Here is a 13574-nt window from a genome sequence, read left to right as displayed (position 1 = left end):
TATTAATTCGTCGTTTGATTCTCACCTAATCCCAATTCTTCCAACACAAAGTCAGTATAATCATGGATCGGGTCGGTGTAGATCATTACCAGATCTCCGGATTTGTCAAAAACAATTTGGAGTCGGTTATTTTTAGCCACTCTTTCTACAGCTTCAAACACCTTGTCCTGAACCGGTTTGATCAGTTCTTTTTTCTTCAAAAAGTACAGTCCTTCAAAGCCAAAGACTTGCTTTTGGTAGTCTTTGATCTCCTTCCACTGCCTTTCAATTTCAGCTTGTCGATCCGCACGCATATCCACTGTCAACAAGACCTCTTCGGCCTGAAAAGCAGCTTCCATGCTTTCCGCTTCTTTATACATTTCCTGGATTTCGCCTTCCCATCCCTGGGCCAGTTTCTCTATCTCAGCCTGAGCCTCCTTGTATTCCGGAAGCCTGCCCAAAATGTAATTCGTATCGACGTATCCGAATTTTTGCGCAAAACTAACAGGAATTAGTAAAAAAGAGAGGGCCGAGAAAAAGATGAAACGTTTCATTATCTGATTTGCTGTCCTATACTAAAGTGAAATTGAGGGCCAGCTGGTCCTGTTTGTCCAGGTTCGTTATCAAACCCATATCCCCAGTCCAGACCCAGCAAACCAAATGCTGGCATAAAGATCCTCGCACCAAATCCTGCTGACCGCTTCATGTCGTATGGATTGTACTGGTCAAAATCGTTCCAGTTGTTTCCTCCTTCCACGAAGGCCAGCGCATATATAGTAGCACTTGGATTCAAAGACAGTGGATATCGGATTTCCGTCACAAACTTGGTAAAGAACAATCCGCCCCGTATACCATTTTCAACGGGCGTTATACTGTTATTCGTATATCCGCGAAGACCTATTACATCAGTCCCCAATAAAAAGTTTTGACCGGTAAGTCCGTCTCCACCTAAGGTAAAGCGCTCAAATGGACCAGGATCTACGTCTTTGTTATACGTTCCAATGAAACCAAAATGCGCTCTCGTGGCCAGGACCAACTTGTCTGCCAACTGTAGATAATATTTGGTATCCAGGTTCCATTTGTGGTATTCCAACCATTTAAATAGCTCCTGGTTAGAAGCATTGTCATAGTCAATGTCTCTCCATAGGGAATGCGGAGGTGTAGCCGCAACATTCAATGAAATACTTGAACCACCTCTTGGATACATCGGATTACTCACCGAGTTCCTTGCTATCGTGGTATTGAACGTCACACTGTTGGCATTACCCGTAGAGAATCCAAGTGAGTTACCAAAGTTCTGCAAGGAGTATTGTAGGAATCCAACAGAATTACTTAATGTAAAGAAGTCATCCGGCCAGGTCAATCTTCTTCCAAGTGAAAGCGTAACACCAGTCACCTTCAAGGCTCCAAATACTCGATCCGTAAAAGGATCCACACTTCGTTGTACCGAATGGCTCAGGTTAATCCCAAAGGAATTAGGTCGCTTGCCTCCCAACCATGGCTCAGTAAATCCTAAGGAATAGCTCTGGAATCGGCGGCCATTGGCTTGTAATCGAAGAGAAAGTCTTTGTCCATCTCCGGCCGGAGGAAAGCTGCTCAAGGCCAGTGCCTCCCGCATGGAGAAGTTGTTGAACGTCAGTCCCAGGGTTCCAATGAAACCAAAGGCTCCACCCCAACCACCGGACATTTCGATCTGATCCGAATGTCGTTCTACTAGTGACCATTCTATGTCTACCGTTTCATTAACCGGATTTGGCTTAGGAATCGGATTGACCTGTTCAGGGTCAAAATAACCCAATTGTGAAAGTTCTTGCTGGGTTCTGATCAATTCTGCCCGGCTAAATTTCTGCCCCGGCAAAGTTCTGATCTCACGAAGGATCACATGATCATTGGTCTTGTCATTTCCTGTAATGTAAACCTGATCTATGGTGGCCTGCGCTCCTTCGTAAATCCGCATTTCTACATCAATGGAATCACCTTCGATACCAATTTCTACTGGATTCACACTGAAAAACAGGTACCCATTGTCCATGTAAAGGGAGCTGATATCTGCTCCGGCAGGGTTGAAGTTCAACTTTTGATTGATCAGATCAAGGTCGTAAACGTCTCCTTTTTCAACTGCCAGGATCTTTTTCAGGATTTCATCATCATGGACGAAGTTTCCTTCCCAGGATATGTTTCGGAAATAATATTTCTGACCTTCTTCAACAGCAATCCTGACTTCAAGCGATCGACCATCCGTACCGACTAATGTGTCGTTGAGAATTCTTGCATCTCGATAACCTTTAGAATTATAAAATGCGAGTAATCCATCCTTGTCATCCTTGAAATCAGACTCAATGTATTTCGCAGTTTTGAAAACATTGACCTTGGCCTGCTGGGCCAGGTATTCGGATATTTCGTAAGTGCTATCCTTATGGGTCATGAAGTTGTAGAGGTTGACCGGGTTCACCAACTTCAAAGTCTTACCTAACAAATTAGTCCCCAAACGTAGCTCTGGTCGAACTCCGGTATTTTTTAGTTTTTTACGCAACTTGGCGGAGGTAAAGGCCTCATTTCCTTCAAAAGCGATGTTCTCAACGCGTACTTTCTTACCTCGATCTACATCAATGCTAAGGATAGCACTGTTTCTCAATAAAGTATCTGGCTGCTGTGATACTCTGATATCGGCATTGCGGAATCCTTTGCCTTCGAGGTATTTTCTAACGGTCAGCTCTGCGTTTTTGATGACCACATCCGTAAGTACCTTTCCTCTTACCAACTCCAGATCGTCTTCAACTTCACTCTCCTGAGTTTTATTTAGACCTTTAAAAAGATATCTGGTCAGTCTGGGTCGTTCTGTCAGCTCGATAACAAGGTAGATCTGGCTGCCTTCGATTTTAGAAGCTTTGATATTGATGTCGCCAATGATTCCCTGTTTCCAAAGCTTGGTAATGGCAGAAGAAACCTCATCACCTGGGATCTTGATCTTATCTCCTACCTTCAGCCCCGATAGAGAAATGAGTGCATTGTTGTCTAAAAATTCGACTCCCTGCACTTCGATACCGGCTATTTCATATTCCTTGGGACTTGAATAGTTAATAGAAGGGCCACTAGAGGTATTGCGCCTGTTTTGGCCGTAAAGCAACTGCCCCTGTACAACCAGTGAAATCTGAATAAATAATAGTAATAATCCTAATCTTCTCATGAGACAGTTATTTGCTCGCTGGTTTTTCCAAACCTTCTTTCTCGCTTCTTATACACATTAATGGCCTCTTTCAGATGTTCTTTCCTGAAGTCTGGCCATAAAACGTCGGTAAAATACAATTCAGTGTAAGCCATTTGCCACAGCAGGAAATTGCTAATCCTCATCTCGCCACTGGTTCTTACCATCAGCTCAGGATCCGGAATACCATTTGTAGACAAATAGGTGCTGATCAAATCCTGATCGATTTTGTCGACACTAACTTTACCTTCTCTCTGATCTTTCACTAGTTTTTGCACGGCTTGCTCCAGATCCCACTTACCACTATAATTCAGTGCCAATATTAAATTGAGACCCGTATGACCCGCTGTTTCCTTTTTTGCAGCTGCCAGATTCTCCTGTGCTTCTTTGGGAAGTTTGGAAAGATCTCCGATTGAACTAAGCCGAACATTGTTCTTTTTCAATGTAGGCAACTCGTCTTTTATCGTAGACACCAATAGGGTCATCAATCCATCTACTTCGTATTTTGGTCTGGCCCAATTTTCTGTGGAAAAAGCATATAAGGTCAAATGCTCAATGTCGTTCTCCGCACAAAACTCCGTGGTATCACGGACTGCTTTGATGGCATTTCTGTGTCCGAATATCCTCGAGGCACCGCGACTTTTTGCCCATCGACCATTGCCATCCATGATGACAGCAATATGCTTGGGCACCGGGCCCTCTTCATTCAACTCTTTCATGCCAACTCAGCCAAAATAGAAAGGCTACAAAAATGATACTTTTTTATAAGATTGTTTGATGATAATCAGGGTTTTAACCTGATTTAACGCTTGAACATGTATCGATTGGGAATATAAGGGAAGGGACAGGGGATCTTGTAGAGTACATAAGTGAAGGATATCCCCGTAAAAAAATACCAATCATCGGTGTTTGGATGCCCAAACTCGAACCCATCTTTTCTTGTTTGATTACTATCAGAAACCCCATCGAGGTAATCGGTAAAGGTCTTTCGGACACCAATATCTGCAGTTATTGCGAATTTTCTTCCTATCAATTGTTTGAACCCCAGGCCAAATGGAATGTTGGCATGCAGTCTGCCAAAATCGTCAGGTGCTCCGTTGACTTCTCCTAAACGCATGAATCCAATCCCTGCAAAAAAATAAGGTGTCCAGTGCACCGGAGATTTTTCATGACGGAAGTCCAGAAAGTGATATTCCAGTATACCACTAAATTCCCAAAGGTCGGTATTGAAAGAATGACCTCTAACTTCTCCGAGTGGATCTATGGGCGTGCTATCATCTCCGGCAACAGAGCCATAAGCCAGCGCAGTGCGAAAACTGATGAAGTCCGAGAAGTTCATCCGGAATACACCAAATCCGGCTAATTTGGAGTCAAGTGGTTTGTAGCCTCGAGAAAGGTCTCCTGCATAGCTCATAGCACCAATGCCACCACCGAATTCGAGAAATTGTGCTTTTGCTGAAAGCGAAAGCCCGAGAAAAAGAATAAGAAATACTTTAGCGAATCTCAAATACTACCTGAATTTAGCTGTACTTCGTCGACGTGGCGAGAGGACATATGTCACTCTGATCTGCGTCACAAAATACATGTCATTATCGTCTGGGTTCCCTCTAATGGAACCATCTATCCCAGATCCGATAAATCCATTGATGTTGTACACTGTCCCGTCAAAGCCTTGTTGAACAACCGATGCAGATCGGGTTTCACCTGTAGTTACAGCTATAGGCTCAGCTCCTCGGTCAGAGAATATACGCGCTATTGGATCATTGAATCTATCTAAACCAACGTAATTTCCGCTTACATCGTCTAAATAATCTGTAAAAAGATAGCGATAGCCAAATTCTACACCGAATGACAGTGGCCCAGGAGGGTTGAATACTCCTCCAATTCCCAATGGTACAGCCAGTTGAAACAGACTATAATCTGCATCAGCAGAAACACCAGACTGATCAGCCAGATTTTGACCTTCGGTACCGAGTGGCTTCAGGTTCACCCAATCTCCAGGACTCAGTCCTGAAGGCAGTGACGCGTCTAATCCTGATTGATAGTCAAATAAAGGTGCCTGACCTTGTGGCTGATGATGAAAAGCTGTGATCCCCAAAAAGATGTAGCCGTTGATCGGAGGCCGATTGCTTGACCCACGGTTATTGGGAAGGATATAAAATTCCATGCCTACAGACGCTTCCTTTACAAAGTTCCTGAAGGATAAATTTCTCTGATATCTGGCAGCGCTGGCCGTTCCATTCGGATCAGAGCTATTATCGTCTCCTCTCAAAATCCCCCAATTGAACGAGGCTCTCGCTGCCATAGCAGGATGAAAGCGATATCCATACATGATACCAAAACCCGGTCTAGTAAAGTTAATATCTGTACTTGCCGCCTTATTCACTGGTGCCAGATCGCCAAAGTAATTGAGCGCATTGATGCCAAAGCCAACATATTGGTAAGGACGGAAACGTGATGCTCCTCCTCTGGTTCTACCACTACGGTATTTTCCGATCGCCTTACTTTTTCCCCGACGCTTTTGAAAAGAGTTTCTTCTTCGTCTTTGAGAAAAAGCATCATCGGGGATCAAAAACAGGACCGTGATGATCAGTAAGCAGGCGGCTTTGAGTTTGAAACGCATGATATTCTTTGCTAATTCACATTCAATCTAGGAAATCCACAACTGGATCACAACAAAATTAGCCTAACGGAGGCCTTTTTACGATGATTGAGATAAAAATATTATGTTAATTCCTTCTATCCAGACCCCAATTGAGCTTATTTCTCAAGGTGCCTATGAAACTAACTCCTTCAATACTGAGAAGTTTAGCTTTAAATTTTGCCTTGGTGATTTTCAAGCTGATGTCATCACTCACTGTCGTAGACCGTGAATCTAATGAGATCAGAAAATTAGTACTCCTACTATCTACCTCGAATCTGATTTCATTCTCATCGGATAAAACCAGCGGACGAACATTTAGATTATGAGGACTGACAGGTGTAAGAATGAAGTTCCCTGAATGTGGCATAATGATGGGTCCTCCACAACTCAATGAATATCCAGTAGATCCCGTAGGAGTCGATACCATAAGGCCATCTGCCCAATAGGTAGCCAGGTATTGTTCATTGATGTAACATTTGATTGCAATCATCGAACTTGTATCCTTTCGGATCATCGCAAATTCATTGATCGCATAATGATCACCACCGAAAGGACTGCCCGAAGCCTCCAAAGACACCAGTGAACGGTTGTCTATTTCGTATCTGCCTTTCAACAGTTTGGTCAATGCCTCTTTGATCATTTCCCGGGAAATGGGCGCCAAAAACCCTAATCTTCCGGTATTAATGCCCAGGATCGGGATTTCCGTAGGGCCTACAAGCGTCAAAGTTTCCAGAAAAGTGCCATCACCCCCGAGACTGAGCACAAAATCGAATTGATCGATTTGTTCAACCCGGGAAAATCTATTGAAGCCTTCGAAATAGGGAGCATACCTGGAGGTGGAAAATGCTTCTGAAACAGAAATTTCTACTTGATAAGCACGTAAGGTATCAATCACCTCCTTCACATAAGCTTCGACAGATTCGGAAACTTCTCTTCCGTGAATCGCTACCTTAAACATGAAGAAATCAGATTTTCAAGAAATTCAGGAGCTGATCGAGGCGGTCTTTCTCCATCATTGACCCCTGGCTTTGACTAAAGGACTCCACGACCTTGTAACCATTGGCATCCAACATGGAAATCACGTGCGAGGTATCCTCTTTATTGATCTTGATGGTGAGTTCAATTTTAGTAGGATCATCCTCTCTGGAGACGATGTAACTGCTCAGAATTTTAAGATCGACAGATTCTACGATTCTGCTGATTTCCGAGAGGTAATAGTCCCGATTGTTGGTTTCAATGACCAAAATGGCCCCAGGATGTTGGATCGTTGAGGTTTTGGCAAAAGCTTCTACGACATCTTCTACAGAAATGGCACCAATATATCGGTCGTACTCATCCAATACAGCTACGACTTTGCGGTTGGTGGAATAGGCCACCCTCAACACCTCATAAAAATGCCGGGTGTCACGGATAAGGGTCTCCTGACCAACCAGCTGCAAATCTGATATTTGAGCTTCGACTGCCGGTAAGGCCATCAGCATTTCCTCGCTTACCACACCCAAAAACTCCTCATTATCGGCAACAGGTAGTTCAGAGAGACGAAACTCTTCCATCCACTGGAGTGCCTGATCGATGGTATCTTCAGGTTTCAGCGGTGGTATTAAATAATTTATTAGTTCCTTGGCCCTCATCTTGAATTTTATGCCGCTAAAAAGCGCTCAAGCAATATATTGAATTTCTCGGGTGCTTCCATCATTGGAGCATGACAACATTTATCAATAAAATGAAGTTCAGAGTTTGGCAGTAATCTATTGAATTCATGCCCCACCATCGGTGGCGTGATGGTATCGTTCAACCCCCATATCAATAACGTTCTTGCCTTGATGTCGGGTATTAGGTCCGCCATATTGTTCCTTTGTGCGGACTTAGCCATGGCCACAATCCTCATGCACTTAGGAATACTCTTAGTAGTTTCAAATACTTCATCGACTAACTCATCAGTTGCAGTAGTTGGATCATAAAAGGTATAAGCTACTCTTTCTTTTACATAATCATAGCTTCCTCTTTTAGGAAATGATCCACCCATGGTATTCTCAAACAGGCCGGAGCTGCCGGTAAGGATCAGGCTTTTGATGTTTTCCGGCTTACGGAGCGCGTAGATCAAAGCGACATGCCCTCCCAGGGAATTACCCATCAGGTTCAATTCTTTCAACTGCTTTACCTCGAGGAATTCCTCAAGAAAATCCGTTAAGCCTTCCAATCCCGCTTCTTTCAAAGGCATGGTATAAATGGGCAGCAGTGGAATAATTACCCGGTAATTTTTAGAGAAATGATTAACCACACTGTCCCAATTGCTCAATGCACCGAAGAGTCCGTGCAAGAGCAAAACAACTTCTCCTTCTCCCTCGTCGACGTATGTAAATCCCTTTTCTTCTTTGAGTTCCATATTAACCGCAAATATATTTCTTCAAACAAAGTGTTTGTTCTTTTCCTCGTCGATCGAGTCGATAAAGTTCTCGAAGAAAGGAAAAATTGTTTCAAGCGCATTGAAGGCATTGGGGCCTATATCCTCAATATACGGATATATCCGGGATTTGGCCAGATCTTTTTCTGGGAGCAGTAATCCTCCCCCTTTAAGCATGAGCACCAGCATACTGACCAAAAAACCCCATTTTAAGATACCCAGAATACCACCTAAAAGGTTGTCAAACCATCCCAAAAAGATCAGATCAACACCTTTCTTGATCAGTTTTGCAATTAAATTGATAACCACACTCAAGGCAATGAATAGTACAATGAACACTCCGACCAATCCGATGAGGTAAAAATCAGAGTCTCCAAAAAATATTGCAGCTATGGGCCCTGAAAACTTGATGGCTCCAAACAATCCAAAGAAAAAAGCAATCAAAGAAAATAACTCGATGATCAATCCCTTGGAGTAACCCCGGATGGCGCCAAGTACTAATATTACCAGGAGAAAAATGTCTACATAGTTCATTTAAGAAGTCAGCAATTTTCTTGCTATCGCTGATATAAGTTTTCCATCTGCTCTACCAGACAATTTTTTAGTTGCAGCACCCATGACCTTGCCCATGTCGCCCGGACCAGCGGCACCCACCTGTGCAATGGTTTCCTTCACCGCGGCTTCCACTTCTTCTTCAGAAAGCTGTTGCGGCAGAAATTCTTCTATTACTGCTAATTCTTGCTGTTCTACTTCAGCCAGGTCTTCTCTGCCCTGCTGTTTGTACACATCAAGCGAGTCTTTTCTCTGTTTGGCGGCTTTTTGCAACAGTTTAAGCTCTACCTCTTCAGAAAGATCGCTCTCCGCTCCTTTTTCTGTCTCTGCCAACAAGATCGCTGACTTGATCGCACGCAATGCTCTCAGTCGATCTTTTTGCTTTTGCAACATGGCTTGTTTGATTTCCTGCTCAATCTTTGATTTAAGGCTCATTACTAAAAACTATTTTTGCTTTCTATCGGTTAGTGACTCCTATGATGACCAAACTTAGCGTAAACGTCAACAAATTTGCAACTCTCAGAAATGCCCGAGGTGGAAATAACCCGAATCTGGTAAAAACAGTGAAAGACTGTGAAAAGTTTGGGGCTGAAGGCATCACCGTTCACCCGCGGCCTGACGAAAGACATATTACTTATCAGGATGTTTTTGACATCAAAGAGGTCGTAAGGACCGAATTCAATATCGAGGGGTATCCCGATGAGCGATACATGCAGATCATTGAAAAAGCACGACCCACACAAGCAACACTTGTTCCGGACGGACCCGATGTTCTCACCTCAAATGCAGGATGGAATACCGTCGCTCATGCTGACTTACTGAAACCACTGGTAGCGCAACTCCAATCTTATGGCGCCAGGGTATCGATTTTCGTTGATCCTGACGATGCCATGGTAGCAGGAGCTCATGCGATCGGAGCGGACCGCATCGAATTATACACCGAACCCTATGCAGCTGGGTTTGAGGCCAATAAGAAGGCAGCGGTAAAAAGCTATGTTGCTGCAGCTCAGAAGGCCAAAGAGTTGGGAATGGGCATTAATGCCGGACATGATTTGAGCCTTGAGAACCTAAAATTCTTAAAGTCTTCTCTCATCGAACTGGATGAAGTTTCTATCGGCCATGCCCTGGTCTGTGACGCATTGTACTACGGCCTGGAAAATATTATTCCCATGTACAAAAGACAATTGGCATGATCCTCAATTTTAGAACCCTGGGGAAAGGGGAGCCTCTGATCATTTTACACGGGGTGTTTGGCTCTTCTGACAATTGGCAATCACAAGCCAAAGCATTTGCAGAAAAGTACAAGGTATATCTGGTCGACCTGAGAAATCACGGCAATTCTTTTCACAGTGATGCATTTGATTACCAGGTGATGAGTGAAGATGTGGTGGCATTGATGACTTCCGAAAGCATCGAAAAAGCTTACGTTCTGGGGCACTCCATGGGAGGAAAAGCAGCCATGTTTCTGGCCAGTAAGTATCCTGATCTTGTCGCTCAGCTAATTGTCGTTGATATCGCGCCTAAGCACTATTTGCCACATCATCAACAAATTTTTGAGGGATTTCATAGCGTGAATTTATCGACGCTGCAAAGTCGAAAGGATGCTGATACGCAGATGAGTCAAATGATCAAGGATTTTGGTGTCCGTCAGTTCATTCTGAAAAATCTCCATAGAGATAAAGAAGGAAAGTTTTCCTGGAAAATCAATTTGGAAGCGATTGAAGCCAACATTGAAAACGTAGGTGTCGGCTTGCCAAAAGGATATGGTTATGGTGGTCCGGTTTTGTTTGTCGGAGGTTCAAAATCCTCCTATATCCAACCAGAAGATGAAGCAGATATTAAGGCACGTTTTCCGGACTCCAATGTAGTTACCGTAGAGGGCGCCGGGCACTGGGTCCATGCCGAAAAGCCTGCAGCATTGATCGCTCATGTCCTCGACTTTTTACCTTAAGTAGCTATGAGTAAAGGTGTATTGTACATGATCCCAACGTACCTCGATGAGCAAAATGACGGAGCGTATATCGCCCCTTTAGTCAAAAGCATCGTACAAAACACACAATACTACCTCGTAGAGAATATTCGTACGGCCAGAAGGTACATTTCCTCGTTGAAGTTGGGCGTCGACATCAGCCAACTCCATTTTGAACAACTGGACAAAAACACAACCATTGAATCAATTGGGAAATTAGCCTACCCTTTGCTTGAGGGCCATGATATGGGTGTGATCTCTGAAGCAGGTTTACCAGGCATTGCAGACCCGGGAAAAGTTGCCGTAAGTTTTGCTCATCGAAAAAGTATAAAAGTGGTTCCACTCCCCGGACCCTCATCCATCATACAGGCCTTGATCGCTTCAGGGTTCAATGGACAATCTTTCGTTTTTCACGGATACCTGCCGATTGAACCTAAAAAACGTCAAGAAAGTATCAGGAAGATGCAACAGTCCCATGAAAGAAATGGGGTCACCCAAATCTTTATGGAAACACCCTATCGGAACGACAAGCTAATGACGGATCTTCTAAAAATTCTGCCCGGAAGTGCATATCTGTCTGTAGCTGCTGGCATTTCTTCGGATTCCGAAATGATCAAGAGTCAACGGGTAGAATCGTGGAAGACCAATCTACCCAACCTACATAAAATTCCGACAATATTTTGTCTGGGCAATCCTTAATCTGTGCAAGTACCGATGCCTAATGTGTAGGTCGCGACCCAAGACAAAAAATTGAGTTCAAATACTGAGATATTATTTTAAATTTACGCCTCTAAATTTATTAAGAACGCATGCCCTATCTTTTTACGTCCGAGTCAGTTTCTGAAGGACACCCCGACAAAGTAGCAGATCAAATTTCAGATGCACTTATTGACCATTTCCTTGCATTTGATGCTAATTCTAAGGTAGCATGTGAAACACTGGTAACTACCGGGCTTGTAACCCTGGCGGGTGAAGTTAAATCAGACAGCTACCTGGATGTACAGCAGATCGCACGAGATGTAATCGAGCGGATCGGATACACCAAAAGTGAATACCAGTTTGATTCTAAATCATGCGCAGTTATCTCTGCAATCCATGAGCAATCTGCCGATATCAACCGAGGTGTGGATCGATCTAACCCGGAAGAGCAGGGCGCAGGTGATCAGGGAATGATGTTCGGGTATGCAACCAAGGAAACAGAGAACTATATGCCACTGGCATTGGACCTTTCACATAAAATCCTGATCGAGTTAGCTGCCCTGAGAAGGGAAAATGACGCAATCAAATATCTAAGACCTGATGCCAAGTCTCAGGTGACGATCGAATATGATGACAACAATCAGCCTGTTCGCATTGATGCGATTGTTGTGTCTACTCAACACGATGATTTTGCAGAGGATCAGGAAATGTTGGACAAGATCAAATCTGATATCATCGATATATTGATCCCACGTGTAAAAGCTCAGCAAAAACAGGAGATCCAGGCACTCTTCAACGATGAGATCAAATACCACATCAATCCTACCGGAAAATTTGTGATTGGTGGGCCTCATGGTGATACCGGATTGACTGGCAGAAAAATCATTGTCGATACTTACGGAGGTAAAGGCGCTCACGGCGGCGGTGCATTTTCTGGTAAAGACCCTTCTAAAGTGGACCGGTCCGCTGCTTATGCAACCCGACACATTGCGAAGAATCTGGTGGCTGCAGGCGTAGCAGATGAAGTACTTGTTCAGGTATCTTATGCTATCGGAGTGGTTGAACCAATGGGGATATTCATCGAAACTTACGGAACGTCGAATGTTGAAGGCATGAACGATGGTGAGATCGCGAAAAAGGTTTCGGAGATATTTGATATGAGACCTGTTGCGATCGAGCGTCGATTGAAATTAAGAGAACCGATTTACTCAGAAACAGCTGCTTATGGTCATATGGGCCGAACTTCTGAGATGAAATCCCTCACTTTCAAATCCGCAGGAAGAGAAGTAACCAAAGAAGTGGAGACGTTTACCTGGGAAAAGCTGGATTACGTAGATCAGGTAAAAAATGCGTTTAACCTTTAACTATAAAGCAGGACTGCTTGTCGTACTGATGCTTTGCTTTCAGGCTTGTCAAAGTCCTGAGAGTGAAGAATCATCGCTCATTGAATTAGATCCGGTAGCTACTGGAAAATCCTTCAATGCTGCATTCCTTATCATTGATGGCGTCTACAATTCCGAATTGATGGCGCCATATGACATTTTTCAACATACCATTTTCCATACAGAAGGAGGTATCAAAGTCTTCACCATCGCTCCTGAAAAGGATACAGTGGTCACCTTCGAAGGACTGAAACTGATCCCTGATTACTCCTTTGATGAAGCGTATCCTGAAATTGACATTCTTGTAGTGCCCAGCGCCGAACACAACATGGACACAGATCTGGATAATAAAACGCTGATTGATTTCGTATCATCCACAGGAGCAAAAGCGGATTATACCATGTCTCTTTGCGATGGTGCGTTTGTACTGGCCAAAGCCGGTCTGGTTGATGGTAAGATTTCCACGACTTTCCCATCTGACATAGGTCGATACCGTGAAACGTTTCCAAGTCTGGATGTGAAAGAAGGACTCACTTTCGTTCATGATGGCAACTTACTTACCTCTGCCGGCGGAGCAAAGTCTTATGATGTGGCCCTCTATTTAGTGCATCACCTCTACGGGGATCAAATCGCTAAAAATGTAGGAAAAGGCCTCGTCATTGATTGGAATTTGACTGATTATCAGTTCTTTCGGGTCGAGAAATAGTTAGAAATTCTCATTTTCTTCCCCTGCCTACCAT

The 13574-nt window shown here is 43.8% G+C and carries 15 protein-coding genes; 5 read left to right on the top strand and 10 right to left on the bottom strand.

What is annotated here, in order from left to right:
* Window positions 1-2: 2 nt before the first annotated feature.
* The 10 genes from R8G66_32590 to R8G66_32545 all read right to left on the bottom strand — a co-directional run bounded on the left by R8G66_32590 (window position 3) and on the right by R8G66_32545 (window position 9219).
* A complete protein-coding gene (locus tag R8G66_32590; protein MDW3197162.1) occupies window positions 3-533 on the bottom strand; it encodes an OmpH family outer membrane protein in 531 nt (176 codons plus the stop codon).
* A complete protein-coding gene (locus R8G66_32585; protein ID MDW3197161.1) occupies window positions 533-3166 on the bottom strand; it encodes a POTRA domain-containing protein in 2634 nt (877 codons plus the stop codon). The genes R8G66_32590 and R8G66_32585 overlap by 1 nt, the downstream gene beginning before the upstream one ends.
* The gene (locus R8G66_32580) at window positions 3163-3903 is read right to left on the bottom strand and encodes an isoprenyl transferase (protein MDW3197160.1); all 741 of its coding nucleotides are present in this window, start codon (window positions 3901-3903) and stop codon (window positions 3163-3165) included. Before R8G66_32580 ends, R8G66_32585 begins: the two co-directional genes overlap by 4 nt.
* 83 nt (window positions 3904-3986) lie before the next feature.
* On the bottom strand, window positions 3987-4691 hold the full coding sequence (locus R8G66_32575) for a DUF6089 family protein (protein MDW3197159.1): 705 nt from the start codon (window positions 4689-4691) through the stop codon (window positions 3987-3989).
* 3 nt (window positions 4692-4694) lie between these two features.
* On the bottom strand, window positions 4695-5807 hold the full coding sequence (locus R8G66_32570; GenBank protein ID MDW3197158.1) for a DUF6089 family protein: 1113 nt from the start codon (window positions 5805-5807) through the stop codon (window positions 4695-4697).
* A gap of 106 nt (window positions 5808-5913) precedes the next feature.
* On the bottom strand, window positions 5914-6786 hold the full coding sequence (locus R8G66_32565; protein MDW3197157.1) for an NAD kinase: 873 nt from the start codon (window positions 6784-6786) through the stop codon (window positions 5914-5916).
* A 7-nt stretch (window positions 6787-6793) separates the two neighbouring features.
* A complete protein-coding gene (locus R8G66_32560) occupies window positions 6794-7459 on the bottom strand; it encodes a CBS domain-containing protein (GenBank protein ID MDW3197156.1) in 666 nt (221 codons plus the stop codon).
* A gap of 8 nt (window positions 7460-7467) precedes the next feature.
* Window positions 7468-8214, bottom strand: a complete 747-nt coding sequence (locus tag R8G66_32555) for an alpha/beta hydrolase (GenBank protein MDW3197155.1) — start codon at window positions 8212-8214, stop codon at window positions 7468-7470.
* 21 nt (window positions 8215-8235) lie between these two features.
* Complete coding sequence (locus R8G66_32550) at window positions 8236-8766, bottom strand: CvpA family protein (protein ID MDW3197154.1); 531 nt, start codon at window positions 8764-8766, stop codon at window positions 8236-8238.
* Window positions 8767-9219 (bottom strand): GatB/YqeY domain-containing protein, encoded by a 453-nt coding sequence (locus R8G66_32545; protein ID MDW3197153.1) that lies wholly within the window; start codon window positions 9217-9219, stop codon window positions 8767-8769.
* A 44-nt stretch (window positions 9220-9263) separates the two neighbouring features.
* On the opposite strand from R8G66_32545, the gene R8G66_32540 reads away from it, so the two are divergent.
* From R8G66_32540 to R8G66_32520, 5 genes are all read left to right on the top strand, one after another.
* On the top strand, window positions 9264-9977 hold the full coding sequence (locus tag R8G66_32540) for a pyridoxine 5'-phosphate synthase (protein MDW3197152.1): 714 nt from the start codon (window positions 9264-9266) through the stop codon (window positions 9975-9977).
* Window positions 9974-10735 carry an alpha/beta fold hydrolase gene (locus tag R8G66_32535; GenBank protein MDW3197151.1) on the top strand — a complete coding sequence of 254 codons (762 nt, stop codon included), beginning with the start codon at window positions 9974-9976 and terminating at the stop codon, window positions 10733-10735. The genes R8G66_32540 and R8G66_32535 overlap by 4 nt, the downstream gene beginning before the upstream one ends.
* Before the next feature lie 6 nt (window positions 10736-10741).
* The gene (locus R8G66_32530) at window positions 10742-11452 is read left to right on the top strand and encodes an SAM-dependent methyltransferase (protein ID MDW3197150.1); all 711 of its coding nucleotides are present in this window, start codon (window positions 10742-10744) and stop codon (window positions 11450-11452) included.
* Window positions 11453-11562: 110 nt separating this feature from the next.
* On the top strand, window positions 11563-12816 hold the full coding sequence (gene metK, locus R8G66_32525; protein ID MDW3197149.1) for a methionine adenosyltransferase: 1254 nt from the start codon (window positions 11563-11565) through the stop codon (window positions 12814-12816).
* Window positions 12800-13540 carry a DJ-1/PfpI family protein gene (locus R8G66_32520; GenBank protein MDW3197148.1) on the top strand — a complete coding sequence of 247 codons (741 nt, stop codon included), beginning with the start codon at window positions 12800-12802 and terminating at the stop codon, window positions 13538-13540. Before metK ends, R8G66_32520 begins: the two co-directional genes overlap by 17 nt.
* Window positions 13541-13574: the final 34 nt, after the last annotated feature.

Source organism: Cytophagales bacterium, assembly GCA_033344775.1.
Lineage (GTDB): Bacteria > Bacteroidota > Bacteroidia > Cytophagales > Cyclobacteriaceae > JAWPMT01.
Note: the sequence above shows the minus strand (reverse complement) of the source record. Positions and strands in the feature narration are given on the sequence as shown.

Excerpts from the sequence above, each read along its gene's own strand:
- R8G66_32580 (MDW3197160.1), bottom strand. The coding sequence starts at position 3,903 with ATGAAAGAGTTGAATGAAGAGGGCCCGGTGCCCAAGCATATTGCTGTC.
- metK (MDW3197149.1), top strand. The coding sequence starts at position 11,563 with ATGCCCTATCTTTTTACGTCCGAGTCAGTTTCTGAAGGACACCCCGAC.
- R8G66_32520 (MDW3197148.1), top strand. The coding sequence starts at position 12,800 with ATGCGTTTAACCTTTAACTATAAAGCAGGACTGCTTGTCGTACTGATG.
- R8G66_32535 (MDW3197151.1), top strand. The coding sequence starts at position 9,974 with ATGATCCTCAATTTTAGAACCCTGGGGAAAGGGGAGCCTCTGATCATT.
- R8G66_32570 (MDW3197158.1), bottom strand. The coding sequence starts at position 5,807 with ATGCGTTTCAAACTCAAAGCCGCCTGCTTACTGATCATCACGGTCCTG.
- R8G66_32550 (MDW3197154.1), bottom strand. The coding sequence starts at position 8,766 with ATGAACTATGTAGACATTTTTCTCCTGGTAATATTAGTACTTGGCGCC.
- R8G66_32540 (MDW3197152.1), top strand. The coding sequence starts at position 9,264 with ATGACCAAACTTAGCGTAAACGTCAACAAATTTGCAACTCTCAGAAAT.
- R8G66_32530 (MDW3197150.1), top strand. The coding sequence starts at position 10,742 with ATGAGTAAAGGTGTATTGTACATGATCCCAACGTACCTCGATGAGCAA.
- R8G66_32560 (MDW3197156.1), bottom strand. The coding sequence starts at position 7,459 with ATGAGGGCCAAGGAACTAATAAATTATTTAATACCACCGCTGAAACCT.
- R8G66_32585 (MDW3197161.1), bottom strand. The coding sequence starts at position 3,166 with ATGAGAAGATTAGGATTATTACTATTATTTATTCAGATTTCACTGGTT.
- R8G66_32545 (MDW3197153.1), bottom strand. The coding sequence starts at position 9,219 with ATGAGCCTTAAATCAAAGATTGAGCAGGAAATCAAACAAGCCATGTTG.
- R8G66_32590 (MDW3197162.1), bottom strand. The coding sequence starts at position 533 with ATGAAACGTTTCATCTTTTTCTCGGCCCTCTCTTTTTTACTAATTCCT.
- R8G66_32555 (MDW3197155.1), bottom strand. The coding sequence starts at position 8,214 with ATGGAACTCAAAGAAGAAAAGGGATTTACATACGTCGACGAGGGAGAA.
- R8G66_32565 (MDW3197157.1), bottom strand. The coding sequence starts at position 6,786 with ATGTTTAAGGTAGCGATTCACGGAAGAGAAGTTTCCGAATCTGTCGAA.